18 protein-coding genes are annotated in these 25,935 nt (G+C 51.3%); 9 read left to right on the forward strand and 9 right to left on the reverse strand.

Annotated features, from left to right (window positions below):
* Position 1 precedes the first annotated feature (1 nt).
* The 3 genes from LQZ21_RS00805 to LQZ21_RS00815 form a co-directional block, all read right to left on the reverse strand.
* Positions 2–1,012, reverse strand: coding sequence for an ABC transporter permease (locus tag LQZ21_RS00805; protein ID WP_411042191.1), 1,011 nt, complete (start codon positions 1,010–1,012; stop codon positions 2–4).
* Between the two features lie 3 nt (positions 1,013–1,015).
* Positions 1,016–2,509, reverse strand: a complete 1,494-nt coding sequence (locus tag LQZ21_RS00810) for a sugar ABC transporter ATP-binding protein (protein WP_411042192.1) — start codon at positions 2,507–2,509, stop codon at positions 1,016–1,018.
* A 279-nt stretch (positions 2,510–2,788) separates the two neighbouring features.
* Positions 2,789–3,940 (reverse strand): substrate-binding domain-containing protein, encoded by a 1,152-nt coding sequence (locus LQZ21_RS00815; RefSeq protein WP_411042193.1) that lies wholly within the window; start codon positions 3,938–3,940, stop codon positions 2,789–2,791.
* Positions 3,941–4,151: 211 nt separating this feature from the next.
* Here LQZ21_RS00815 and LQZ21_RS00820 point away from each other — a divergent pair, with 211 nt between their 5' ends.
* The 7 genes from LQZ21_RS00820 to LQZ21_RS00850 all read left to right on the forward strand — a co-directional run bounded on the left by LQZ21_RS00820 (position 4,152) and on the right by LQZ21_RS00850 (position 14,176).
* On the forward strand, positions 4,152–6,839 hold the full coding sequence (locus LQZ21_RS00820; RefSeq protein ID WP_411042194.1) for a valine--tRNA ligase: 2,688 nt from the start codon (positions 4,152–4,154) through the stop codon (positions 6,837–6,839).
* 9 nt (positions 6,840–6,848) lie between these two features.
* On the forward strand, positions 6,849–7,394 hold the full coding sequence (locus LQZ21_RS00825; protein ID WP_411042195.1) for a hypothetical protein: 546 nt from the start codon (positions 6,849–6,851) through the stop codon (positions 7,392–7,394).
* Positions 7,395–7,756: 362 nt separating this feature from the next.
* On the forward strand, positions 7,757–8,821 hold the full coding sequence (gene gap / locus LQZ21_RS00830) for a type I glyceraldehyde-3-phosphate dehydrogenase (protein WP_411042196.1): 1,065 nt from the start codon (positions 7,757–7,759) through the stop codon (positions 8,819–8,821).
* Between the two features lie 211 nt (positions 8,822–9,032).
* Positions 9,033–10,295 (forward strand): phosphoglycerate kinase, encoded by a 1,263-nt coding sequence (locus tag LQZ21_RS00835; RefSeq protein WP_411042197.1) that lies wholly within the window; start codon positions 9,033–9,035, stop codon positions 10,293–10,295.
* 10 nt (positions 10,296–10,305) lie between these two features.
* A complete protein-coding gene (tpiA, locus tag LQZ21_RS00840; protein WP_411042198.1) occupies positions 10,306–11,055 on the forward strand; it encodes a triose-phosphate isomerase in 750 nt (249 codons plus the stop codon).
* 202 nt (positions 11,056–11,257) lie between these two features.
* Positions 11,258–12,424: an FIST N-terminal domain-containing protein gene (locus LQZ21_RS00845; RefSeq protein ID WP_411042199.1), complete on the forward strand. Its 1,167-nt coding sequence runs from the start codon at positions 11,258–11,260 to the stop codon at positions 12,422–12,424.
* A 12-nt stretch (positions 12,425–12,436) separates the two neighbouring features.
* Positions 12,437–14,176 (forward strand): ATP-binding protein, encoded by a 1,740-nt coding sequence (locus LQZ21_RS00850; RefSeq protein ID WP_411042200.1) that lies wholly within the window; start codon positions 12,437–12,439, stop codon positions 14,174–14,176.
* Positions 14,177–14,224: 48 nt separating this feature from the next.
* Here LQZ21_RS00850 and yicI read toward each other — a convergent pair whose 3' ends face one another.
* From yicI to LQZ21_RS00880, 6 genes are read right to left on the reverse strand one after another with little or no spacing between them, the layout of a single operon-like run.
* The gene (gene yicI, locus LQZ21_RS00855) at positions 14,225–16,585 is read right to left on the reverse strand and encodes an alpha-xylosidase (protein WP_411042201.1); all 2,361 of its coding nucleotides are present in this window, start codon (positions 16,583–16,585) and stop codon (positions 14,225–14,227) included.
* A gap of 53 nt (positions 16,586–16,638) precedes the next feature.
* Entirely contained in the window at positions 16,639–18,678 is a 2,040-nt protein-coding gene (locus LQZ21_RS00860) for a glycoside hydrolase family 31 protein (protein WP_411042202.1), read from the reverse strand.
* Between the two features lie 49 nt (positions 18,679–18,727).
* Positions 18,728–19,402, reverse strand: a complete 675-nt coding sequence (locus LQZ21_RS00865; RefSeq protein WP_411042203.1) for a YesL family protein — start codon at positions 19,400–19,402, stop codon at positions 18,728–18,730.
* On the reverse strand, positions 19,399–20,247 hold the full coding sequence (locus LQZ21_RS00870) for a carbohydrate ABC transporter permease (RefSeq protein WP_411042204.1): 849 nt from the start codon (positions 20,245–20,247) through the stop codon (positions 19,399–19,401). The genes LQZ21_RS00865 and LQZ21_RS00870 overlap by 4 nt, the downstream gene beginning before the upstream one ends.
* 1 nt (position 20,248) lies before the next feature.
* On the reverse strand, positions 20,249–21,139 hold the full coding sequence (locus tag LQZ21_RS00875) for a carbohydrate ABC transporter permease (RefSeq protein WP_411042205.1): 891 nt from the start codon (positions 21,137–21,139) through the stop codon (positions 20,249–20,251).
* Between the two features lie 26 nt (positions 21,140–21,165).
* The gene (locus LQZ21_RS00880; protein WP_411042206.1) at positions 21,166–22,434 is read right to left on the reverse strand and encodes an ABC transporter substrate-binding protein; all 1,269 of its coding nucleotides are present in this window, start codon (positions 22,432–22,434) and stop codon (positions 21,166–21,168) included.
* 157 nt (positions 22,435–22,591) lie between these two features.
* On the opposite strand from LQZ21_RS00880, the gene LQZ21_RS00885 reads away from it, so the two are divergent.
* Positions 22,592–23,686, forward strand: a complete 1,095-nt coding sequence (locus LQZ21_RS00885) for a substrate-binding domain-containing protein (RefSeq protein WP_411042207.1) — start codon at positions 22,592–22,594, stop codon at positions 23,684–23,686.
* A 326-nt stretch (positions 23,687–24,012) separates the two neighbouring features.
* Positions 24,013–25,926 carry a 1-deoxy-D-xylulose-5-phosphate synthase gene (gene dxs, locus LQZ21_RS00890; protein WP_411042208.1) on the forward strand — a complete coding sequence of 638 codons (1,914 nt, stop codon included), beginning with the start codon at positions 24,013–24,015 and terminating at the stop codon, positions 25,924–25,926.
* The last annotated feature ends 9 nt before the right edge of the window (positions 25,927–25,935 follow it).

Here is a 25,935-nt window from a genome sequence, read left to right on the forward strand (position 1 = left end):
ATCATTCCTTTGAACGTTTCTTGATCATCTGCAGGGCGATAGCCAAGAGGAGAATGATCCCTTTGACGGTATTGTTGATCTCCGTGCTTAACTCAAAGGCGTCGATTATCCGGCTTACCAAAGTAAAGGACAGGGTGCCGAAAATGATACCCGCCACTTTACCTTTACCGCCGGACATGCTGATTCCCCCCAGAACGATCCCCGCGATGGCGTACATTTCAAAACTCACCCCGGTGGTGGCGGGGGAAACGCTCCGGTTCATGGCGACATTGATAAAAGAGGCGAAACCGACCAAAAGACCGCAGATGACAAAAAGGGAAACCTTGAGCCATTCGGTGTTTATACCGGCAAGCTTTGCGGCCTTGGCGTTACTGCCCAGGGCATAGATTTTTTTACCGTATTTTGTTGAAGTACACATATAGATACAGGCAAAAGCCACCAGCAGGAATACCAGGCCCACAATGGGTATGGAAAAGATCGGTGAATTGCCAAACTGATAGTGGAACAAGCTGAAGGAATCCTGGGAAGGATCAAGCTCATAGAGCCTTGAATGGCTTATATAGAGGGCCATGGACCGAAAGATCAGCATGGTGGCCAGGGTTACGATAAAGGGCGGCATTTTAGCGAGCCCCACCAGGATGCCGTTAAAGAAACCCGCGGCGATGCCGAGCCCCAGTGCGGCAAGAAGGGCAAGAAAAATACTGCCGGTGGCGTTAAAAGCCATAACCGTAAGCCCCGAGATCAACACCAGACCGGATCCGATGGAGAGGTCTATATCTCCGACCAGAATGACCAGCGCCATGCCGAACCCCATAATTCCGATAACCGCGCTCTGCCTGAGCATCAGCATAACACTGCCCCAGGTAAGATTTTTGGCTACCACCACATAGGCAATAAGGATGGCGATAAAAATAACCACATAGTTGTACTGTTCCCAAAGGCTGAGAATTCGGTTCCCCATGGACTCTCGTTTGGGGGTAATAATTACTTGTTCGGTGTTGACATCACTCATCGCTTACTCCAGGGCCACACCCACCGGCGGTACCGCGCCGGTGGCATGCAGCATTACGGTGGTTTCATCAATGCTATTTCTGTCCAATATCGCATGAATTCTGCCATGATAAAATACTATACATTGATCCGCTACTTGCTCAATTTCAGGTATTTCCAGGGTATTCACCACTATGGTTTTTCCCCGTTCGGAAAGCTGCAGGATCAATTTATAAATTTCACCCTTGGCGCCCACATCAATACCTTGGGTGGGATTATCCATTAAAAAAATATCCGCGTTGGTATTAAGAAGCCGGGCCAAAATGATCTTCTGCTGATTGCCCCCGGACATACTGGTGATCAACACCCGGTGGGAACGGGCCTTGATATTCAGCATTTTTTTGTAATGGTTGTATTTTGTCACTTCCTGTTTTATAAAAATATGTTGTATCCGGCCGGACAGGGTATGCTCCGATATATATTCGTTTTCCAATATTTGCATAAAAGGCAGGATCGAATTTTCCTTGCGGTTGGAAGGTACCATGCCGATCCGGGCTATCTTCATGGCCCGATGGATGTTGTAGTTGTGAATTTTTTTCCCAAATATGGCAAAATTCCCGCCATTGAAGGGGATAACCCCGAACATGGCTTGAATCAAATTGCTGGCCCCGGAACCGGCAAGACCGGTGAGACCGATAATCTCGCCCTGACGCACCTCAAAGGAGATGTCGTGAAACCCGGGACCGGAAACTTTATCCAGTTTTAATACCACTTGACCCAGATTACGGGAAGTGTATACTTCCTTATTCGAAACTTCCCGCCCCACCATGGAAACCGTAAGCTCCTGGGGGGTGGTATCGCTGATTCTGCCGGTTTTGACAAAAAAACCGTTCCGCAGCACCGTATAGCGATCCGCGATGGTAAACACCTCGGGCATCTTATGGGAAATAAAAATAAAGGTGATCTTTTTTTTCTGTAAACGTCTAATTATTGAAAAAAGGTGCTCGATTTCCGAAGTATTCAGGGCGGTGGTGGGCTCGTCCAGGATGATAAGCTTGGCCTTGGCATCCAGGGCCTTGGCGATTTCCAACAACTGCTTTTGGCTGGTCTCCAGGTCCGCTACCAGGGCTTTAGGGTTTATCTTTACCCCCAGGTCGTCAAACAATTCCCGGGAACGGGCGATCATGGCTTTTTTGTTTAAGGTCCGGGTCTTATAGAGGATCTCCTTACCCAAAAAGAGATTTTCAAAAACCAGCAGATCGTTAAAAAGGTTCAGTTCCTGATGAACAAAGGCAACACCCGCCTTTTCTGACTCCGTTACCGAAGCGTTTTCCAGGTTGAAGCCATTCACCTCCACTGTCCCCGAATCCTTGGTATACACTCCCCCGAGAATGTTCATCAAGGTGGACTTCCCCGCACCGTTTTCACCAAGCAGGGCATGAACTTCCCCTTCCTCAACCTCAAAGCTGACATCACTGAGGACAGGCACCCCGAAAAAAGACTTAGAAATATGCTTCATCGAAAGAACGTTCATAAAGTCCTTGTGAAACGGCTTAAAAAAATCCCGGATATATCGCCGGTAACAAAATCGATAACTTTATTACCGGCCCTTGCAATTTTTTAGGTCAAAGCTTTACAAAGCTGCATTTTTTAAAAGTACCGTTCCGAAATCACGGTCCTGTTAGGCCAAAATTTCGGAACTACCTCACCGAGAAGTCCTTCACAAAACTAAAACTCGACCGGTTTTATGAAGGACCCTCAGGTATAGCGGCTCATTTATCACCGAGCCGCTCGCGCCTTAATCAAACCCACGCCAGCTGGGGTTGTTTTTGTTAGCTGCCCAGCTCGCCGTATCCACCAGATGGGGCGGCTCATGGAAACGCTTTGTGGCCTTATCGGTATAATGGACCGTAATATCCTTACCGTTAAGGGCGTCTTCCATTAATTGGATGGCATCAACAAAAAATCCGGGCCGACAGGTGGGGCTCATGATAGCCACTCCGTCGGGCTGATAGAGCTGATTCCCCGCGGTAGCCTTGGTCCTGCCCATAACATCGTAGAGAGCGGTGAGGCCGCCGCAGCCGGTAATGACCTTGACGGTGGACTCAAACACTTCCCGTTCCGCGGCTTTGGCCGGGGTCTGGAGTAATTCCAGAATTCCCATCACAAACTCATCGTCCATGGTCCACAGCCACTTTGCCAGGGTCTGGGGGGTCTTGCCGGCTATATAGGATTCAAAGTAGGTCTTGGCGTTGTCCCGGGACCAGTTGGCCACCTGGGAAGAGGTAATGGAACTATTGATTTGGGCATCGGTCCACTTTTTATTGGCGGCAATGGTATGGGACTGTCCCTGATCATCATTAAAGGGACGTTTTCCCGTGAGAAACTCCCGGAAACCTGTACCCCGTTCGACGCTTACCGCGGAATTGTCTCCGGGAAGTTCCCAGATTGCCTCTCCGGGGGTAAGACCCTTTTCGACCATATAATATGCGGCCCCTGCCCCGATGGCGTAATTATCGGCACTCATGGCAATAAGCATTTTTTCCCTGATGAGGGGACTTGTCCCGTCAAGAAGACGATCAAAGAGGATGAGGGGAATATTCGCCTGGGCGATCCGCTCTACCGCGGCCTGGACCATATTATCACTGGCCTGAATAACCACTCCGGCGGGTTTCTTGCTTTCCGCCAGCATGGCTTCAATCTGCTGGATCTGCGCGTCCGGGGAACCCGCCGCCCGGAATACATAGGTATATTTCCCGCCCGCCGCGTTTAACTGAGCGATCTTTTCCTCTGCAAAACGCGCCGCCGATCCGGTCCACCCGTGGTCCGGAGTTGGCCCAAAAACATAAACCGTATTACCTGCCTGCTGACTACCGGTTGCCCAGACATTACCTGCCGCGAGAACCAGCAGGATTGTTATGCTAAGCAGCATTATTCCCATTTTTTTCATACTATCTCCTCCAAAAAAAGATTTTAAACAGCCCCAGAGATATAACGTCCTGAAAAGCTTTCTTAAAAGGTATAATACCGGAGGGGGAATTTGTCAATAGCGGTAAAAAAAGCTATCATACCCCCCCGGGAATATCAAATTATCCGGGGCCGCTTGCCTATTATTGAACACTTTACCAAAATACAGTATTATTCACTCATAAGGAGACCCGATGAAGGCGATTGAACTGGAAAAGGCCTTTGATCCAAGGGGTTTTGAAGACCGGATCTATGCCCAATGGAAGGAGGCGGGGGCCTTTAAACCCGAGGCCGGGGAAAACCGTGCCGGGCCTCCCTATGTGGTGGTTATTCCTCCGCCGAATGTAACCGGGGTGCTTCATCTTGGGCATGGCCTTAATATATCCCTTCAGGATATCGTTATCCGCTTCCACCGTATGCGGGGGGAACCGACCCTTTGGGTCCCGGGTACGGATCATGCGGGGATAGCCACCCAGCATGTGGTGGAAAAACGGCTCAACGCACAGGGGAAAAGCCGGCACGATCTGGGCCGGGAAAAATTTGTGGAAGAAACGTGGCGGGTAAAAGAAGAACACCACGCCGTCATATCCCGGCAGCTTGCCCGAATGGGGGCCAGCGTGGACTGGTCCCGGGAACGTTTTACCCTGGACGAGGGTCTCTCCAGGGCGGTGCGGGAAGTTTTTGTTACCCTCTACGAACGGGATCTCCTCTATAAGGGACATTACCTGGTAAATTGGTGTACTTCCTGCGGAACCGCCCTGTCGGACGACGAGGTGGAGCATGAGGAAACCCCGGGAAAAATGTACCATATCCGGTATCCCTATGCCGACGGGAAGGGGGTTGTGGAACTGGCCACCACCCGGCCCGAAACCATGTTGGGGGATACGGCGGTGGCGGTCCACCCCGAGGACGAACGTTACCGGGACTTGGCGGGAAAAAAGGTACTCCTTCCCCTGACAGACCGGGAAATTCCGGTGATAACCGACACCTATGTGGACCGGACCTTCGGTACCGGGGTGGTAAAGATCACCCCCGCCCATGATCCCAATGACTGGGAAGTAGGCCAACGGCACGGTCTTGCGGTAGTGAATATTCTTAATCCCGACGGTACCCTCAATGACGAGGTACCGGAAACATACCGGGGGCTTTCGGTGAAGGCTGCCCGGGAAAAGATCCTTGAGGATCTTAAAGCCGGGGGATTTTTTATCAAAGAGGAAGATATTACCCACGCCGTGGGGCATTGTTACCGCTGCCATACGGTGATAGAGCCCTTCTTGTCGGAGCAGTGGTTTGTCCGGATGAAGCCCCTGGCGGAAAAGGCCCTGGCCGCATGGGAGCGGGGGGAAATTATCTTTTATCCCCGGAAGTGGGAGAATACCTACCGGCATTGGCTCCGTAATATCCGGGATTGGTGTGTAAGCCGTCAGCTCTGGTGGGGACACCGGGTTCCCGCGTGGAATTGCGGCTCCTGCGGTAAAACCACGGTTTCCCGGGAGAATATTTCGATTTGCCCCCATTGCGGGTCAACGGAGGTCAAACAGGACCCGGATGTCCTGGACACCTGGTTTTCCAGCTGGCTCTGGCCCTTTAGTACCCTGGGATGGCCCGATGTTTCTTCCGGCCAAGCCCAGAGCGGGCAGGCCGATGATTTTAGCCGTTTTTATCCCACCACCGCCTTGGTGACCGGATATGATATTATTTTCTTTTGGGTTTCCCGGATGATCATGGCGGGGCTGGAGTTTACCGGAAAGGTCCCCTTCAGGGATATCTATATCACCGGGCTTCTCCGGGATAAGCAGGGCCGGAAGATGAGTAAAACCCTGGGGAACGGCCTTGATCCGCTGGAACTGGTGGACGATTACGGCGCCGACGCCCTTAAGTTTACCCTGGCTTTTTTATGCGCCCAGGGGCAGGATATCCTTATGGATAGGGAATCCTTTAAGATGGGTTCCAAATTCGCCAATAAAATATGGAACGCCAGCCGTTATATCTTGATGAACCTGGAGGGCCGGAATTTGGTCCGGGAGCCCTCCCTGCTTCCGGTGGATATCTGGATCCGGTCCCGGCTCAATACCGCGGCGGCGGCCATGGAGGAGGCTTTTCTTTCATACCGGTATAACGACGCCGCCCAAACCGCCTATGAATACTTCTGGAATGATTTCTGCGACTGGTATGTGGAAGCCACCAAACTCTCCGTGAAAGAGGGGGATGACGCCGAAAAAGACCGGGCCACTACGGTACTCCTGGGGGTTCTGGCCGAATCTTTGGCGCTCCTCCACCCGTTGCTGCCCTTTGTGACCGAAGAAATATACCAGAAGCTCCCCAATACCCAAGGGCTCTTAATGCGCGCCCCCTATCCCCGGTATGACAAAAACCGGTCGGCCCCCCAGCGCGAGGAACAATTCGCCTTCCTCCAGGAACTGGTCCGGTCGGTAAGAACCCTGCGGAGTGAATGTACGGTTCCTCCGGATAAAAAGGTACGCCTGCTGGTACGCCCCGATAAACACCATAAGGAATTTCTCGGGGAAAATGCGGGCCTCGTAAAACTCCTCGCGGGGATCGGAGATCTGGAAATTGCCGATCCCGTTACCGGTCAAGGGGAGGATCCGGCCCGGCCTAAAACCTCCATAGGACTGGTCGGTTCGGCCTTTGAGGCCTTTGTATTTATCGCCGAAGCGGTGGACACCGCATTTCTCAAACAGAAATTCACCAAGGAGCTTGAAAAGGATCGGCTTTTTATCGCTTCCCTCAAAACAAAACTGGCCAATGATAAATTCGTAAAAAACGCTCCCCCGGAATTGGTGGAGGGGGAGCGGATAAAGCTTGACGAGGCGGTAAAACGTACTGAAAAACTTGTATCCTATATCCGGGATATGGCGTAGGGATTCGGGATGACCACTGAAGAGATGCTCCGGCTAAAAGGGACCTTTCTCGCCCCCTATATGCAGCTTGCTACCGCCCTTATCGGTAAAGTCCGGGAAGGGGGGGGGAATATGTTCCGTCATCAGATTGATACCATGGCGACGCTGATCGATTACGGCTATATTGATTCCATATTGCTCAAGGCTTCGGTGGTCCATGATTTGCTTGAAGATGTTCCTGATTTTAACCACAACCTGCTGTTATCCATTGATTTTGAAAGTCCTGCGGTTTACGATCTGGTTTTGGAAGTTACCCGGTTTCCTGAAGAAACCAAGGGGGAATTTCTTACCCGGATCTATAAAAATGGTTCCCTCCCCGCCAAGATCCTAAAAGTAGCCGATCGTATATCTAATATGATATCCCTGGGTTTTGTAATAAACCGGGAATTTATCCACCGGTATACCGAAGAAACGGTCCGGTATATTTTTCCCATCGCCGAAGAGGTGGATAAGGCCATGTTTTCGGAACTGCAGTCCTTGGTTGAGTCCCGGAGAAAATTTCTATCCCTCATGTGAGGGGACAAGGCTCGGTTGGTTTTGGACAAATCCGTGGAAAAACCGGTCGTTCCCCCGGTTTTTCACGTAATTCAAAAGAAGTTATTCCAAAAACTGAAGTTTTGGAACCGTTTCAGGTAAAAAATTTCGATCCTTTGTGGAGATTCCCCTATTCCTTTTTGATCACATTGACTATTTTCCTGTTTTTTTTTATGCTTAAGTATAAAATGAAGCTGTCCCAAAATCCGATGGTCCGGAAAGACCATGATTTTGATATAGCAATCATAAATTTAACGAAAACGGAGTTTAGACCGTTTTTCTAAAGCCGGTTTCAAAAAATTTGCGTTTTGGAACAGGTTAAAAAATCATTTTTGGGGGTTTATATGAAAATAGCAATTAATGGTTTTGGTCGTATCGGCCGCCTTGTGTTTCAGTCTATTGTAGACCAGGGACTCTTGGGCAAGGAAATTGACGTGGTGGCGGTAACCGATATTTCCACCGATGCGAAATATTTTGCATACCAGCTTAAATATGACTCTACCCAGGGCCGGATGAAGGCGGATATTTCTACCAAAAAGAGTGATCCTTCCCAGGCGGAAGACGATATTTTGGTGGTAAACGGTCATTCGATCCGGTGTGTTATGGCCGAAAGGGAATTGAAAAACCTGCCCTGGGGCAAGCTTGGGGTTGAATATGTGATCGAATCCACCGGTCTTTTCACCGATGATAAGGCCTTTGGACACCTGGAAGCGGGGGCTAAAAAGGTGATTATCTCCGCTCCCGCCAAGGGTAAAGAGAAGAAGATTCCCACTTTTGTCGTGGGGGTAAACCAGGATAAATACGATCCCGCCCAGGATCATGTGGTATCCAATGCCAGCTGTACCACCAATTGTCTGGCTCCGGTGGTGTATGTTATTCAGAAAGAAGGCATCGGTATTGAAAAGGGGCTGATGACCACCATCCATTCCTATACGGCTACCCAGAAAACCGTCGACGGGGTCTCCAAAAAGGACTGGAGGGGAGGCCGGGCAGCGGCGATAAACATCATTCCCTCCACTACCGGCGCCGCCAAAGCGGTAGGTGAAGTCCTTCCCGAAACCAAGGGAAAACTTACCGGTATGTCCTTCCGGGTTCCCAGCCCCACGGTCTCCGTGGTGGACCTGACTTTTACCGCCGCCAAGGATACCTCCATTGAAGAGTTGGACGGCCTTTTCAAAAAAGCCTCCGAATCCTATCTTAAAAACATCCTGGGGTACTGTAAGGAGGAGGTGGTTTCCACCGATTTCCTTCATGATTCTCGTTCTTCCATTTATGACAGCCTTGCCACCTTGCAAAACAACCTTCCCGGGGAAAAACGGTTCTTCAAAATCGTTTCCTGGTATGATAATGAATGGGGGTATTCCAATCGGGTGGTAGATCTTCTCAAATATATGGCAAGTAAAAAGTAACGGTTGGTTGAATTAAAAGAGAAACCGCAAGGATGCAAAGTTGAAGCCGGTTAACGGCGTCAATAACGGAGTACGCAAGAGGGATGATGGGTATTTCTTTGCGGACCGGGTGATAAACTTTGTTTTTTTGCGGTTTTTCTTTATCGAGAGCGCTGTTTCAAAGCCCCATTGATTTTGAAACGGTATCAGGGACCATAGAAGGAGTATCAGAATGATAAAGACCGTAAAAGACGTGGACCTTGCGGGTAAACGGGTCATTATGCGGGTGGATTTTAATGTACCCATGAAGGATGGGGTGGTACAGGATGATACCCGGATTACCGCGGCAATTCCGACCATACGCTATATCCTGGATCAGGGAGTTAAGACCCTGACCTTGATGAGCCATCTGGGGGATCCCGCTAAGGATGCAAAAAAAGCCAGGGAAAAGGCTGAAAAAGACGGAAAGACTTTTGACGAGGCCGCCTATATCAAGGGTAAACACCGGATCGCCCCGGTGGCGGCCTATCTTGAAAAAAAACTGGGAAAACCCGTGATTTTTGCCGGGGAAGACTCGGATTACGGTAAAAAAGCTTTTATCGATTCCCAAAAACCCGGATCCATTATTATGCTGGAAAACACCCGGTTCCACAAGGAAGAAACCGCAAAAGAAGCGGAAGAGCGGGATAAACTTGCCCGGGAGCTTGCCTCCTATGGTGATGTCTTTGTAAACGATGCCTTTGGTACCGCCCACCGGGATCACGCCTCTACCGCGTCCATCGCGAAATTTGTTCCGGTTTCGGTGGCGGGATTCCTCATGGAAAAAGAAGTGAATTATCTGGAGCCCATTGTTACGAGCCCACAAAAGCCCCTGGCGGCCATTATCGGGGGCGCTAAGGTTTCCTCTAAAATCGCGGTCTTGGAGAGCCTCCTTAAAAACGCCTCCGCCCTCATTATAGGGGGGGGTATGGCGTATACCTTCCTCAAGGCCCAGGGGCATAGGATAGGGAAGTCCCTGGTGGAGGATGATCAGCTGGATACGGCGAAAAAGATTCTGGAAGCCGCCCAAAAGGCGGGGGCCCGGATTGTCCTTCCGCTGGATCATGTGGGAGCCGAAACCTTTGACCCCGGGGCAAAGCCGGTGGTCGTTGACGGTATTGATATTCCCGATAACCTCATGGGTATGGATGTGGGACCCAAAACCCTGGGGCAATACCAGGAGGTCCTGGCCAAAGCCAAAACCATCGTTTGGAATGGACCGGTGGGGGTCTTTGAGTTTGATAATTTTGCCAAGGGTACCGAAGAGGTGGCCAAACTGGTGGCGGAAGCCACCGGCAGAGGGGCTATTACGGTGGTAGGCGGCGGCGATTCGGTGGCGGCGGTAAACAAATTCGGTCTGGCCCCGAAAATGAGTCATGTTTCTACCGGCGGCGGCGCTTCCCTGGAACTACTGGAAGGGAAAAAGCTCCCCGGAATCGAAGTTACAAGAAAATAGGAGTGAATGTATGAGAAATTACTATATTGCCGGTAACTGGAAGATGCACAAAACCCGTTCTGAGGCGGCGGAACTTGCCAAAGCCCTGGTGGCCCAGCTCAAGGATGGAAAACACAAGTATCTGGTGGCTCCGACCTTTACCAGCCTTGAGACCGTGGGGGCTATTGTCAAGGGGAGTAACATCTTGTTGGGGGCCCAGAACTGTGCCCCCGAGGAGCAGGGAGCCCATACCGGAGAGGTTTCGGTGTTACAGCTCAAGGACCTGGGGGTTCAGGCGGTGATTTTAGGGCACAGTGAGCGGCGGCATATTTATAAAGAAGATGACGAGTTCATCAACAAAAAAGTAAAGCTTGCCCTTAAACATGGCCTTGAGGTGATTCTTTGTGTTGGGGAACTATTGGAAGAACGGGAAGCCGGCAGGGCCGAGGCGGTCTGTGAGACCCAAACCGTCAAGGGTCTTGCGGGGGTTGCCGCCGGGGACCTGGGGCGGATAACCATCGCCTATGAGCCCGTGTGGGCCATAGGTACCGGTAAAACCGCCACCCCGGAAGATGCCGATGCCATCCACGCTTATATACGCAAGGTGGTGGGAAAACTCTACGGCGCCGATGCCGCCCAAAAGATCATCATCCAATACGGCGGTTCGGTAAAACCGGAAAACGCCGCCCAGCTTATGGCCAAGGAAAACATCGACGGTGCCCTGGTGGGCGGCGCGGCCCTCAAGGCAGATACCTTTGTGCCTATTGCCAAATTCGGGTGATTTTATCAGGCGAGCCCGTTTCAAAATTTATTTGGTTTTGAATCGGGCATGGGAAAAAGCGGTCTAAAGCCTGCTTTTTTCAAATCCATATGGCAGTTTCAAAATCATGGTCCTGCCGGACCATGATTTTGAAACTGGTTTCTATATCGATGGTTTTAAAATTTGATGTTTTAAAACCCCATGCTTTTAAAAGGGATAATTTATGATGCGTATCTTGACGGCTTCCACGGAAAATATAGATGATCCGGCGGCCGCGATTGATGAAATAAAGGCGCAGCTTGATCTGGAACATCGGCTGCTAAAAAATTCGGTTGGGATTGTTGCCTGCCATTACGAATTTGTAATCTCCGGAACCGCAACGGCTATCAGTGAAAGCCTCCCCTTTGATATTGCCGGTACCAATTCATCGTTACAGGCGGTTAATAATGCCAAGGGGACCCTGCTTTTTACCCTGTTGGTGTTTACCAGTGATGACGTATCCTTTAAAACCGCCCTAACCCCCTCTTTACGGGAAGGAGTACTGGAGAAAAAAATCGTCGATACCTATAGGGAGGCGGCCTCCGCCCGGGAAGAAAAACCCGTCCTGATCTTCACCTTTGCCCCTTTTATGCTAGAAAATTCCGGGGATGACTATGTCCGGATCCTTTCGGAGGCTTCCGGAAATGTACCCTGTTTTGGAACCCTGGCGGTGGATGATACCCCGGATTTTCGGGAGTGTTATATGCTTTTTAACGGAGGACATTACAAGGATAAGATGTCCCTGATCCTGGTATACGGCAATATAAGTCCAAAGTTTTATTTGGCCACTCTCTCGGAAGATAAACTCCTGGATAGGGCTGCCTTGGTAACCTCCTCGGAAGGTCATATTCTTAAGGAAGTAAACGGCCGGCCCGTGGTGGAGTACTTTGAAGATATGGGGCTTACCAAGGCCAGTGAGACCAGCTATGCCATGGCCTCCCTTCCCTTTATGTTGGATTATGGGGACGGTACGCCGCCGGTATCAAAGGTTTTTATCGGTCTCAACGCACAAAAACACGCCATCTGTGCCGGGGCTATGCCCGAAGGTTCCACCATGTATTTGGGGGTATTTGACAAGGATGATGTCCTCCTTACCTCGGGGAAGCTCATCAAAAAAGTCCTGCAGGAAACGCCTTCCCCTATGGCCATTATCGGTTATTCCTGTATATCCCGGAGTATGACCTTGGGAAGCGATTTGTTTGCGGAGATTGACCTTGTTCTGGGGGAGATCACCAAAAACACGCCGTTTTTCTTTGCCTATTCGGGGGGTGAGATGTGCCCCACCCGGATTAATCCCAAGGCAGCCATTAATCGTTTTCACAATAACACCTTTATTCTTTGCGTTTTTTAGGAGGGGAGTTTTGTGTCATCTACGGATACCGGGATAGCTTCTTTAGAAGAAGAGATAAAACAGCTTAAGATTCAAAATTCAAAATTAACCCGGGATCTCAGAATTACACGAAATTTTCTTGATAGGGTCAGTAAAACCGTGGAAGCCAAGGAAACCTTGGGAACCATGTTAACTGCGGCAAACGCGAAGCAGCGGGCCTACACCGATATGCTGCTGGAAAGAAGTCCGAATATTATCATGCTTTTTGACGATGCCGGCCGTTTGGTGTTGAGTACGAAAATGTTTTTAACCCTCACCGGAACTCATAATTTTGATATTATAAAAAACAAAACCCACAGCGAGTTATTTGCTCCCTATTTTGACGCAAACGCCCTGCGGGATCTTGAGTCTGCCATTGGAACCGTGGTGTTATCCAAGAACACCATCACCCTGAACCGATGGGTTGATTTTGGCCGTCAGGGGGATCCCCGGTATTATTCCATTGAGCTTATGGGGATCGGCAGTTCCCGGGGCGCGGATGCGGGCATTACCGCGGGATTGTTAGCGGTTTTTATAGACTTTACCGATTTTCTCAGGGAGAAGGAACGGGCCGAAGCCGCCAACAGCGCCAAATCAAATTTTCTCGCTATTATGTCCCACGAGATCAGAACCCCCATGAACGCCATCCTGGGACTTAATGAGCTTTTAAGCCGCAGTAACCTGGATGCTACCCAGCGTAAATACCTGCAGGATATCAGAAAATCAGCCCAATCCCTGTTGACCATCATAAACGACATCCTTGATTTTTCCAAAATCGAAGCCGGCAAGATGGAGATCATCAATTCCGATTACAATCTGCGCTCCCTGCTGGATAATCTCAAGGCGATGTTTGATATCATGTTTAAAGAAAAAAAACTGGCCTTTAATTTTTATGTTGATGAAAATGTTCCCCCCTTTGTTTACGGTGATGAAAACCGGCTGCGGCAGGTATTGACCAATATCCTGTCCAACGCGATGAAATATACCTATGAGGGATATGTTGATTTTTTTGCCCGGTTATTACCCGAGGGGGTTCTCCGTTTTGATGTAAAGGATTCGGGAATAGGGATCCGCAAGGAAGATTCGGAAAAACTCTTTCTGCCCTTTGAACAATTGGATACTCGAAAAAACCGGAACGTGGTGGGTACCGGTCTGGGGTTGGCGATCTGTTATCGTCTCTGTCAGCTTATGGGGGGGGATCTCTGGCTTGAAAGCGAATACGGCAAAGGCTCTACCTTTACCGTTGCCATTCCCTATTTCGAGGCCCAGGGTAATGCCGAGCTTATCGACTCCGATGAGGTTAAAGATTTTTCCGCCCCCGACGCGAAGATCCTGGTGGTGGACGATATTGAGATCAACCTGGATGTCGCCGAGGCGATGCTTGCCAGTTTCGACATCAAAGCGGATCTGGCGCAAAAGGGAATACTAGCCATCGAACTGGTACAAAAATTTTCCTATGATATTATTTTTATGGATCACATGATGCCCGAAATGGATGGAGTGGAAACGACCAAACGGATCCGGGAAATGGGGGAACCCTTTAAAAAAATTCCGATTATCGCCCTCACTGCCAATGTTATCAACGGGGCGGAGTCTATGTTTTTAGAAAATCAGTTTAACGACCTTTTACCAAAACCCATAAATCTGGCTTCCCTGAATCATTGTTTGCGCAAATGGCTGCCGGAACAAAAAATTCACGATAAGACGGTATCGGCTTCGTCTCCGGTCAATTGACCCATCTCTTCAGGGGGACAATCCCTTTAAACCGTGGAACAGGGCGGGCTAATCCGGGACGCGAACCTGGACCGAATTGCCCCCCGGTTCCGGTATAACAACCAGTCCCAGGGGCGTATCCTGTACGTGTTGGGCAGCGGTGTTTTTTCCGTGCAGCCCCCGCAGGAGTGCCCTCCAGGGTTTTTCCTTGGCGCCGGTTTTTACGGTCCGGCGTTGAACGGTATATAAATCGCCTTGGCGCGAAACAAAAATTTCCGCTTCTTTTTCTCCGGAGGTATCATATATCATCGCCCGGGCACTTTTTCCGTCGCCTATGGCGAAAATCTCCGCGGTTACTCCCGCTGCATAATCGTAATCGGGCCGTTCTTCATTATCACCGGTGCAGATGATCGAATTCGGCGGGACCATGAGGGGAAGGCTCGTATAACCGTGTTTCTCCTTGCGCCATGCGCCTCCCCGGGTGGTCTCTCCGGTTAGATAATTAGTCCAGATACCTTCCTCCGGTGTCAGCGGTTCGCCGGCCGGTACCGGAAGGTACCATGAAACGACGCCATCCGCGGAAAAAACAGGAGCCACAAGAAGGGAAGGTCCCAGCAGGTACTGGCGATCCAAATAGGCACAGGCGGGATCTTCGGGGAATTCCAGGACCATGGCCCGCAGCAGGGGAATGCCCTCTTCATGGGACTCAACGGCGGCGGCATACAGGTACGGCATAAGACGGCACTTGAGTTTTACAAAAAACCGGAGGACATCCGAAGCTTCATCATCGAAATTCCAGGGTACCCGGTAGGACTGGTTTCCGTGCAGCCGGCTGTGGGAGGAGAGCAGGCCGAAAGCGGCCCACCGTTTGAAAAGATCCGGCGTGGCGGTCTGTTCAAAGCCGGAGATATCGTGGCTCCAGAAACCAAAACCCGTAATACCGAGGGAGAGTCCGCCCCGCAGAGTTTCGGCCATGGATTCATAGGTGGCCGCACAGTCCCCGCCCCAGTGAACCGGAAAACGCTGGCCCCCTACCGTGGCGGACCGGGCAAAGACCACGGCTTCACCCGGTCCCCGGGTTTCCTCAAGCAGGGTAAATACCGCCCGGTTGTAAAGGAAGGTGTAATAATTGTGCATCCTCTTTGGATCCGCTCCTGAGTACCAGACCACATCCGTGGGGATCCGTTCACCGAAATCGGTCTTGAAGCAGTCCACCCCCATATCGAGGAGGTTTTTCAGTTTGCCGCAGTACCAGGCCGTTGCCGCGGGGTTGGTGAAATCTACGAGACCCATTCCCGCCTGCCAACGATCCCATTGCCACACATCCCCCGACGTTCTTTTGACAAGGTAGCCTTTGGCCATTCCTTCGGCGAAAAGCGGTGATTTTTGTGCAACGTAGGGATTGATCCACAGGCATATCTTGAGCCCCTTTTCATGGAGCCGCCGCAGCATTCCCTTGGGATCAGGGAACAGTTCCCTATTCCATTCAAAATCAACCCAGCGGCATTCCCTCATCCAGAAGCAGTCAAAGTGAAATACCGAGAGGGGGATATTCCGTTCCCTCATACCGTCGATGAAGGAAGTCACCGTTTTTTCGTCATAGTTGGTGGTAAAGGAGGTGGAAAGCCAGAGTCCGAAGGACCAGGCCGGGGGCAGGGCCGGCCTGCCGGTGATACCGGTGTATTTGCGGAGTATATCTTTCAAGGTATCGCCGGCGATAATATAATAATTGATTTTCTGGCCGGGGACGGAGAACTGAACCGCGCTTACCACTTCGCTGGCGACTTCAAAGGACACCTTTTCCGGTTCGTTTACCAGAACCCCGTAACCCCGGCTGCTGAGGTAGAAGGGAATGTTTTTATAGGCCTGCTCACTGGCGGTTCCCCCATCCTCGTTCCAGATATCCACCGTCTGTCCGTTTTTAACAAAAGCGGTGAACCGTTCCCCCAAACCGTAGATCGTTTCCCCGACCGACAGATCGAGGTACTGTACCATAAAACACGCCCCACCCGCATCGGTATAATACGCCGAATTCCTGCCTGAAATTCCCGTGAGCTTTTTTCCGCCGCGAAACAGGGAAACATTCCAGGTCTGTTTTGACGATACCAGGGAGAGGGCGCCTGAATGGAGGCTGATGGTGGCCTCGTCTTCTTCAACATGAGCGTCGGCCGAAAGGGAGGTAAGATCAAAGCAGGGGCCCCGTTCGGCGGAACCCCGGTGATGGTACATGGTTACCTGGATAACATCATCACCGGCGGATGAAAATTCCGCAGTGATGAGCGGGATACTGACGATCCGTTCATCGGGGAGTTTCCTGTCCGTGGCATACACGGTAAAGGAATTCCGATCTTTTTCGGTGTCCACCACGTCGACCAAGTTGATGCGCGACAACCCTTCCCGTATTTCCCAATAGCCGTCCCGGAATTTCATCTTTGTCTCCCTTTCCTTTTTTGCATGCCTAACGGAGTAAAAGCCGTAAGTCTTTACCCAAACTTTGTACCGTCCCGGCTAAAGACGGGAATCCTCTCTAGGGGGGCATTAACCCTGAGGCTCCCGCCCCCTTCAAAGCTTTCGCCGGTCCAGGCATCGGTCCACTTCTGTCCTGAGGGAAGGTAGACTTCCCGTTCCCGGGCCCCTTCGTAGAGGATGGGCGCCACAAGGTAGTTGGGACCGAACATGAACTGGTCCTCGGTATCCCAGGACTTTTTATCCCCGGGAAAGTCGTAGAACAGGGGCCGCATCACCGGGGTTCCCCTTTCGTGGGCGGCCCTCATTTGATCCGCCACATAGGGCCGCAGTTTTTCCCGGAGGAAGAGGTATTTTTTGCAAATTTCATAAACTTCTTCCGTGTACGACCAGACCTCATTGTCGGCGCCGGAACGGCAGGTAGCCCCACCGGTGGTACCATATTGCGGCTTGATAGGGTCCCGGTAACCGTGGAGCCGCATCACCGGACAGAAGCAACCCCACTGGAACCATCGGATGAAAAGTTCGTGGAAACGGGGGTCCGTCACTTCGCCGCCGAAGAACCCCCCTATGTCGGTAGTCCACCAGGGGATCCCCGCGATACCCATATTGAGACCCGCCGCAAGCTGGTTCCGCAGACTCTCGAAGGTGGAATGGATGTCCCCCGACCAAACCAGGGCACCGTAACGCTGGCTCCCCGCCCAGGCACAGCGGAGGAGGTTGAGGATCCTATCCTGTCCTGCTTCCTTCATGCCGTCAAAGAAAGTTTTCGCATACATGAGGGGGTACACATTGCCGATCTGAATGTCCGGCCCCAGATAGTAACGGTAGTTATCAAAATCGTAGACCGTATATTCCGGTTCCGCTTCGTCGAGCCAAAAGATTCTGACCCCCTTGTCATAGTAATTCTTTTTCGCCTTTTCCCAGACATAGGAACGGGCCTCGGGGTTGGTGGCATCAAAGTGGATGGTGTTCCCCTGAAAGTCCATACCAATACGGTAACCCCGTTCTGTACGGATGAGGAGACCCCGTTCCAGCATCTCCTGCCAGTTTTCGCTCCGCCTGTCTACGGTAGGCCAGACGGAGACCATGAGTTCTATGTTCATCTTTGTTAACTCGGCGATCATGGCGTCTGGATCCGGCCAGTAGACGGGATCGAATTTCCATTCCCCCTGATAGGGCCAGTGGAAAAAGTCTACCACAATAACAGAAATGGGGAGTCCCCGCTTTTTGTATTCCCTGGCTACCGCTAAAAGTTCTTCCTGGGTCTGGTAGCGGAGCTTACACTGCCAGAAACCCGTGGCGTAGTCAGGCATCATGGGGACGGTCCCCGTGGCCTTGGAGTAGGCTTCCTCTATTTCGGCGGGTGTGTCTCCGGCGGTGATCCAGTAGTCGATCTTTTTCGACGACCGCGCTTCCCAGGTGGTGAGGTTTTTCCCGAAACAGACCCGGCCCACGGCAGGGTTGTTCCAGAGGAAGCCATAGCCCAGAGAGGAGATCATGAAGGGGACGCTTGCCTGGGAATTGCGGTGGGCGAGTTCCAGGTCACTCCCCTTAAGGTTGAGGTAAGGCTGCTGATACTGGCCCATGCCGTATATCCTTTCATCCGGCGAGACCGATTCAAAACGGACGGCGATCTCGTAATCGCCGCCGATGATGGGCCGGAATTCCCGGGCTTCCAGTTCCAGTGAACTGTAGGTCCGGTCCTTTATGTCCAGGCGGCTGCGGAGGTATTCGTTGAGGAGTAGTTCTCCCCGGGCGTTGTACACCTGTATCTGGCCTATCTTCGAGATCCGCGCCTCTATCCTACCGTTTCGTATGGAGCCGCCGTTTTCTCCGATGGTAATCTCGACAGGGCAGGGGACTTGAGGAAGCAGGGCCCAGTCATCAATATTCCCCCGGTCAAGCCCACCCGCTTCCCCGCTTGAGCCGGGTATCGTCGCCAGTTTGGTGGATCGGACCCGAAGGCTGTTTTCGCCCCAGCCTTCTATCCAGAGTTTTTCCGCGTCATAGCGGTAAACAAGACGGTTCTGTTCTTTGGTAAAAAACGATGACATATTCTTCTCCTTGGGATTATTCCTTCAAAACCGGCGTTCTGAAAAAACCCTATTTATTTTTTGTGCCCCCTGAAACGAGGCTTAAATACCAGTGATCTTTCCCCTCCGTCACGGTAGGACTGTGGCGGATGAGAAGGGGTTCCATTAATTGCGAGAAACAGTAGAGGGCCCCCATGGGTATGAAGAAGACAGGGGGGGGTAGAAAATACACCACCACCACTGCCCCGGTACTTATCGCCAAAAGTCCCAGGGTATAGTGGAGATAACGGAAACACATATATACGGAAAGTTTTACCACCTGGGGTATGGTCATGTGAAAACGGGAAAGGACGGGAAAAGCATACATCAATACCCCCAGGAGCAACGCCGCGATAACGGTGTAGAAGCAGAGGAGGAAAACACCGAAATAACCCCCAATATCGGCGGCGATGTTCCGATTGACGAACAGCAGGAAGATCAGGACGGCGAAGAATATCCATATAAGGGTAGCCTTGACAAAGTTTAGTCTGAAGGAACGCCAGAATTCGGCAAAGATATGCCCCCGTTCTCTCCGTATTGCCTTGACCATGGCGTAATAAAAGGCAGTGACGGCGGCTCCGGCGGTAACAAGGGGAAGGGAACAGAGAAGCCAGAGAAGATTCAGTGCCACGGCATCGAAGAATTTTTCCATCCAGGCATACAGCCCTCCCTCAAAGAGCCGTTTCTTTGTTTTGTCCGATTTCATTCTTTTACGGACCCTGCGGTCATACCGCTGACGATGTATTTCTGCAAAAACACAAAAGTAAGGACCACAGGGATCACCAGAATACAGCCGTAGGCCATGATACAGTTCCATTTGGTACCGTATTTATTGGTAAACTTGTAGATGTTGGCGGTCAGAGGCCGCATTTCCGGCTTGACATTGAAGGTCATGGAATAAGCCAGATCGTTCCAGCCGCCCAGGTAGGAGATAGTCGCCACGGTGATGATTCCCACCTTGATGGCCGGGATCATGATCTGGATAAAGGATCGGAACACCCCGCAGCCATCGATCCGGGCAGCATCATCCAGTGATGCAGGGATGCTTTTGAAGTAGGGCCGCAGGGTTACCACGATGAAGGGAATAGAACTCGATGCGATGGCCATGGCTGGGGAAAAGTAGGTGTTAAGGATGTTAAGTCTGGAAAAGATCAGGTACATAGGGGTAAGCATCAGGGACGCGGGAAGCATCTGGGTGACGAGGAAGGTGAGAAGAAAAGCCCTGTTACCCGGTACCTTATACCGGCCCATACCGTAGGCAGTAGGGATCCCCAATGTCAGGGAGATCGCCATGGAACAAAGGGCGATGACAAAGCTGTTTTTCAGGGATATGAGAAAATCTTTATCCCCCAGGTTTCGCATCCAAGGATCGAGGGTAAACTGGTGGGGAAAATAGGTAACGAGCTTCCCGAAGGATTCCGTATCGGTTTTGAAGGACATGCAGAGGAGCCAGTAGAGGGGGAAGAGGAAGATCACCACCACCATGAGGGAGATGAGGCAGAGCAGGGTATTTCTTTTTTTTGCCCTGGTACCGAAAAAAAATTTAATCATCCTACTGCTCCTCCGTGACGCTCATGCGCAGGTAAAAGAGTCCGATAAGAAAGAGGCAGAAGAACAGAATTATGGCCGCCGACGAACCCATGGAAAATTTGAATTCGGTAAAGGAGAGCCGGTAGGAATAGGTTCCCAGCACATCGGTGGCGTTAAGGGGACCTCCGGCGGTCATAATAAACATCAGATCAAATGCCTTGAAGGTGTATATAAAGCCCAGCATCAACACTGCGAAAATCGACGAGCGGATGCAGGGGACGGTAATTTTCCAGAATCGTATCCACGCGCTGGCCCCATCCATGGCGGCGCTTTCATAGATTTCCTCGGGAACATTTGTAAGCCCCGAGGTGAGGAGAAGCATATTGAAGGGAATGCCCACCCAGCAGTTCATGGCAATGACCGCCGACATGGCCATCGTCCCATCGGCCAGCCATATGGGGAGGTCTCGAATCAGTTTTAGCTTGAAGAGTAGATCGTTGATCACCCCGATCTGACCGAACATATTCTTGCCTACCATGGCGGTAACCGACATGGGCATCATGTAGGCGATAAGAATGAGTCCCCTGATAGGTCCGGCATAGGTGAATTTTTTTGAAAAGAAAAGGGCCAGAAGGAAACCTATGGTGAATTGTATGGCGATACAGGCCAGGGTAAAAACGATGGTGTTTCTGAACACCAGGCGGAAGACCGGATCCCTAAAAAGGTAAAGGTAATTGGAAAGTCCCACAAAAACATCGGAACCGCTTCTGAAAGTTTTAACATCCACATCCCTGAATCCAAGAATAAAATTGTATAACAAGGGATACCCCAAGAGGGCAAGCATATAGACCATACCGGGAAGTATGAAGGCGTACCCTTCGATGTTCCTTTTTGCTGATAAACTTGTCCTCATGGGACCTCCTTTGCGGGTTCTGCCGGTTACTGGGCTACCGGGGTCTTTGCCAGAATCGGGGCAATAGCGGCGGCGCCTTCGGTCATGGAATCCTTGGCGGATTTCTGCCCCAGGATGGCGGCTTGTCCGGAGGTGTAGATTACCTTGGAAATAGTTGGCCATTCGGGATGGGGCCCCCGGGCTACGGCATACTGCATTCCTTCGGTAAAGACGGAAAGGTACTTGTCCTTGGTCCAGATGTCCCGGAGCAGGGCCGAATCGCTACGGACGGGGAGCTTCCCGGCCTGTTCGGACCAATAGGCGACATTCTCCGCGGTGGAGATCGTCGCGAGGAATTCCACCGCCAAGGCCTTGTACTTGGTACCGCTGCAGATGCCGAAATTCTCACCGCCGATAACAGAGGCGTATTTCTTATCCCGGGGAAGGAGGGTGTATTCGACGTCGAAATCTTTGATATCCGGTACATTCTGGGCTACATGCCAGGTACCGGATTCCACCATAGCGGCTTTACCGGCGGCAAAGGCATTAAAGGCGTCTCCCTGGGTCCAGTTTACCACTTCTTTGCTCATATATCCTTTCTGTGCCAGATTGGCGATAAATTCAATACCCCGGATCGCTTCGGGGGAGGCGAGATTGGACACCGAACCGCCCGCAGCATAGATCCAGGGGATAAGCTGAAAGGTGCCTTCTTCGTTAGGTATCGCGCTCATGGCGAAACCGTAGATCTGCTCGGCCGGGTTGGTAAGTTTGGCACAGACCGCCTCCAGTTCTTCCCATGTGGTGGGCTTCTCGACCCCTGCAGCTCTGAGCATGTCCATGTTGCAGGCCAGGGCCAGGCAGTTGGTGTTATTGGGGAGGCCATAAATTCTGCCGTTGGCATCTTTGGTGCTGCTCAGGGGACCGGGGTAGTATTTGTCAAGCTGGCCCCAGGCGGTAAGCTCGTCGGTGATGTCCTCGAATACCCCCAGGGAGACGAATGAGGACATGTCCGGGGAATCCACCATACCAATATCGGGAAGCTGGCCGGAAACGGCGCCCACGGTGTACTGGTTCATCAACTCTTCCCGGGAAACAAAGGTGACATCAATAGTCACCCCGGGATGGGTCTTCCCGAAATCATCGGCGAATTTCTTGAGGACGCCGGACTCCTGATCCGAGGCGAAATAATGCCACAGCGAAAGGGTGACCGGTTCACTGCCCGCCTGGGCGTCGTCCTCCGTCTTTTTTTTACATCCGGCGAGCAGGCCCACGGCCAGTACCGCCACAAGGGCGAATTGTAACGCTTTTTTATTCATTTGTTCCTCCTGATTATGATGTACGTACATCATGAGTTACGTATATCATAATTCAATTCTTGTATCGTGTCAACAAAAAAAATGATAAAATATATAAAATTCTCTGGGAGCGGCGTTTTTCCATTGCCCTTTTTTCATAACTGTAGTAGAAGTAGTAATGCATATCACTCAGAAAGATATTGCCAGAAATCTCGGGATCTCCCTCATTACCGTGAGCCGGGCCTTTAATAACTCGGGGTATGTTTCACCAGAACTGAAAAAGCGCATTCTGGATTACGCGAAGAGGCAGTCCTATGTACCCCATCGGGCTTCCCAGATTCTAGTACGGAACAAGACCAGGCGCATCGCGGTCTTCACCTCCACCTTTCCGTCCTTTGTGTGGGATGATATTGAGAAGGGTGTTCTAAGCGCCGCCGGGTATATCAGGCTTCTTAACTACGAGGTTCGTTTTTTTAGGATTCCCGATTTTGATACGGAATGTTATCTCAAGACTCTGAGGAGTGAAATACGAAACGGCCTTGACGCTGCGGCTTTTCTCTGCGGGCGCATGTACCGCACAGAGGAAATCGTGGCCCTGGCCGAAAAAGCCGGCATCCCCTATATCTTTTACAATGTGGACGATCCCGAAACAAACCGGATCTGTTATATAGGGACCGATTATTCGTCGGGGGGACGGCTTGTGGCGAATTTTATCGGAAAATCCCTCAGCCTCAAGGGGGCCGGAAAGGTCCTGGTGATAGGGGTCAACGAGGATGTGGATCGTATGACCGACGGTCCCGATATCAACGCCAAGCGGATTCGGGGCTTTCTCGAAGTGCTCAATAGCCAATATCCCTTTGCCGCAAGCCGGGTTGAGTATATCGACGTGAAGTCGGCGACGGGCATCGGCTCGCAGATCAAAGGGCTCCTTAAAGACAACGAAGGCAGGGTGGACGCGGTGTATTTTGTCCCCGCCTATATCGATGGCTTTCTCGACGGCCTTGAGACATACGATTACCGCCGGGCGATTACCCTGCTTCATGACGTTAATGACCAGGCCCTGGGCTGCCTTGAAAAGGGCCGCCTCACGGCCATGGTGTTTCAGGACCCGGTACTCCAGGGGTATACCGCGGTACGGACCCTGGAAAATATCCTGGAATCAAAGATCAGGGAACGGCAGCGGGATATAGAGATAGTCCATACCCTTATTTTCAGGGAAAATATCAATTACCTTAAAAACCACTATCTTTTGAGCCGGTTTCAAGAAGAATAAAAGGTCAAACCTCCTATTGACCTTTTGTGTATAGTGCTTCATAATTATAAAACTTACCGGGTTTCCCCTATTTTTGTGTGGAACCAGGAGTATTTTAATGGAAAGGAGACTCTGAAGTGCCCTGTGGAAGAAAACGCAAACTGAGAAAAATTGCAACCCATAAACGAAAGAAAAAGCTTAGAAAAAATCGGCACAAGAATAAATAGTGCGTCCATGAGGGGCTATTTCGATGGATAAATTTGAAAGCGGCTCAAGTATTGTTATTCTCGTAGATAGGCGTTTATAAAATTTGATGTTTTGTAAACGATCCATGTGATATTTTTATTATGCATGAAGGTATGTCCCTTTTATCCACAATTCATGAACCCCAGGATCTTTTACGGTTAAATTACAGTGAATTGAATCGTCTTGCCTTTGAATTGCGGGATAAAATAATGACCACCGTAAGCCGTAACGGTGGCCATTTGGCTTCTAATTTAGGGGTAGTGGAACTCGCCATTGCCCTGCACCGGGTATATGATTCTCCCCGGGATAAGATAGTCTGGGATGTGGGACACCAGTGTTATGCCCATAAGCTGTTAACCGGCCGTTTTGAGGCCTTTTCCTCCCTCCGCAAAAGCGGAGGGCTTTCTGGTTTTCCTAAGACTGGGGAAAGTCCCCACGATGCCTTTGGTACGGGACATGCCTCAACTTCCATTTCCGCGGCCCTGGGTCTCCTCGCGGGGGAACGGCTCCGGGGCGGGCCGGGCCGGGCGGTGGCGGTGATCGGGGACGGGGCCCTTACCGGCGGCCTCGCCTACGAAGCCCTCTCCCATGCGGGACAGTTGGCCTTACCCCTGGTGGTCATTCTCAATGATAATAAGATGAGTATTAGCCCCAATGTGGGAGGGCTTTCCAAATATTTAAGCCGCCTTAGTATGAAGGCCCGGTATCAGCGTTTCCGCCGTAAATTTGACTCCCTGGTTAAAAAACTGCCCCTTGTCGGCGAAGGGGTATACGGCGGTATTGTCCGGATAAAACGGGCGGTTAAAGCCATTTTTTATACCGATAATTTTTTTGTGGATCTGGGGTTTGAGTATGTGGGTCCCATTGAGGGACACCATATTCAGCAGTTAGAACAGGTTCTTAAGGATGTCCGGAAGCTGGATCGTCCGGTGGTGGTCCATGTGATTACCCGCAAAGGGAAGGGTTACGGTTTAGCCGAAGAAGATCCCGGAACTTACCATGGGGTTTCTTCCTTTTCGGTGGAGGGGGGGCTCCCGGTATTTCGGAAAGGTACCGCCTTTACCGATGTTTTTAGCCGGCTTATGCTTGAGGCGGGCCGAAACGATCCCCGGGTGGTAGCCATTACCGCCGCCATGGAAAAGGGGACCGGACTGTCCGCTTTTAAAGAGGAATTTCCCCACCGTTTTTTTGATGTGGGTATCACCGAGGAACATGCCGTTACCTTTGCCGCGGGCCTTGCCGCTCAGGGCTTACGGCCGGTGGTAGCCGTATATTCAACCTTTATCCAGCGGGCGGTGGATCAGGTTATCCATGACACGGCCTTGCAGAAACTCCCGGTAACCCTGGTCCTGGATCATTCCGGTTTTGTCAGCGATGACGGAGAAACCCATCAGGGGCTGTTCGATATTGCCCTTTTTCGCCCAATTCCCGCTTTGACCATTTTGGCCCCCGCGGGGGAGGCTGAACTCAGGCTCATGTTGCATTGGGCCTTAGCCGAGGCAGGGCCTACGGTGATCCGATATCCCAAGGGGCCCTGCCCCCCGGAGCATGATGGCTTTACCCTTCCACTGGAGTGGGGCCGGGGGGTATTTATCCGGCGGCAAGGCGCTTCCCTCTGCCTTGCCTTTACCGGCAGCCTCTACGCCCAGGTTTTGGACGCCGCGGCAATCCTTGATGCCCGGGGAATTCCGGCGGATCTTTACAATCTGCGGTTTCTAAAACCCATAGACGAGGCTTATTTCGTAAATATCCTCAACCGTTATGAACTGTTCATTGTTATTGAGGAGGGAGCCCGCTTTGGTGGTTTTGGTGAATATGCAGCCGCCTTGGGACAACGGGAAAATTGCAGCACCCGAATTCTGACCCTTGGGGTTCAGGATAGGTTCATGTCCCAGGGAAGCCGGGAAGAACTGCTTCAAAGGAACGGCTTGAACGGGGAGGGGATAGCCCGCTTTGCCGCGGGGGAATATGCAAAGGCGCCGGGGATTCTTTTCTCTCAGACGGCGGTACCATGAAAAAAAACA

It is taken from the genome of Treponema sp. TIM-1, assembly GCF_046533115.1.
In the GTDB taxonomy this organism is placed as follows: domain Bacteria; phylum Spirochaetota; class Spirochaetia; order Treponematales; family Breznakiellaceae; genus JAIRMO01.

Coding starts and splice junctions, on each gene's coding strand:
- LQZ21_RS00805 (WP_411042191.1), bottom strand. CDS start 1,012: ATGAGTGATGTCAACACCGAACAAGTAATTATTACCCCCAAACGAGAG.
- LQZ21_RS00880 (WP_411042206.1), bottom strand. CDS start 22,434: ATGAATAAAAAAGCGTTACAATTCGCCCTTGTGGCGGTACTGGCCGTG.
- LQZ21_RS00865 (WP_411042203.1), bottom strand. CDS start 19,402: ATGAAATCGGACAAAACAAAGAAACGGCTCTTTGAGGGAGGGCTGTAT.
- LQZ21_RS00845 (WP_411042199.1), top strand. CDS start 11,258: ATGATGCGTATCTTGACGGCTTCCACGGAAAATATAGATGATCCGGCG.
- LQZ21_RS00815 (WP_411042193.1), bottom strand. CDS start 3,940: ATGAAAAAAATGGGAATAATGCTGCTTAGCATAACAATCCTGCTGGTT.
- dxs (WP_411042208.1), top strand. CDS start 24,013: ATGCATGAAGGTATGTCCCTTTTATCCACAATTCATGAACCCCAGGAT.
- LQZ21_RS00885 (WP_411042207.1), top strand. CDS start 22,592: ATGCATATCACTCAGAAAGATATTGCCAGAAATCTCGGGATCTCCCTC.
- tpiA (WP_411042198.1), top strand. CDS start 10,306: ATGAGAAATTACTATATTGCCGGTAACTGGAAGATGCACAAAACCCGT.
- LQZ21_RS00820 (WP_411042194.1), top strand. CDS start 4,152: ATGAAGGCGATTGAACTGGAAAAGGCCTTTGATCCAAGGGGTTTTGAA.
- LQZ21_RS00875 (WP_411042205.1), bottom strand. CDS start 21,139: ATGAGGACAAGTTTATCAGCAAAAAGGAACATCGAAGGGTACGCCTTC.
- gap (WP_411042196.1), top strand. CDS start 7,757: ATGAAAATAGCAATTAATGGTTTTGGTCGTATCGGCCGCCTTGTGTTT.
- LQZ21_RS00860 (WP_411042202.1), bottom strand. CDS start 18,678: ATGTCATCGTTTTTTACCAAAGAACAGAACCGTCTTGTTTACCGCTAT.
- LQZ21_RS00870 (WP_411042204.1), bottom strand. CDS start 20,247: ATGATTAAATTTTTTTTCGGTACCAGGGCAAAAAAAAGAAATACCCTG.
- LQZ21_RS00825 (WP_411042195.1), top strand. CDS start 6,849: ATGACCACTGAAGAGATGCTCCGGCTAAAAGGGACCTTTCTCGCCCCC.
- LQZ21_RS00835 (WP_411042197.1), top strand. CDS start 9,033: ATGATAAAGACCGTAAAAGACGTGGACCTTGCGGGTAAACGGGTCATT.
- LQZ21_RS00810 (WP_411042192.1), bottom strand. CDS start 2,509: ATGAAGCATATTTCTAAGTCTTTTTTCGGGGTGCCTGTCCTCAGTGAT.
- yicI (WP_411042201.1), bottom strand. CDS start 16,585: ATGAAATTCCGGGACGGCTATTGGGAAATACGGGAAGGGTTGTCGCGC.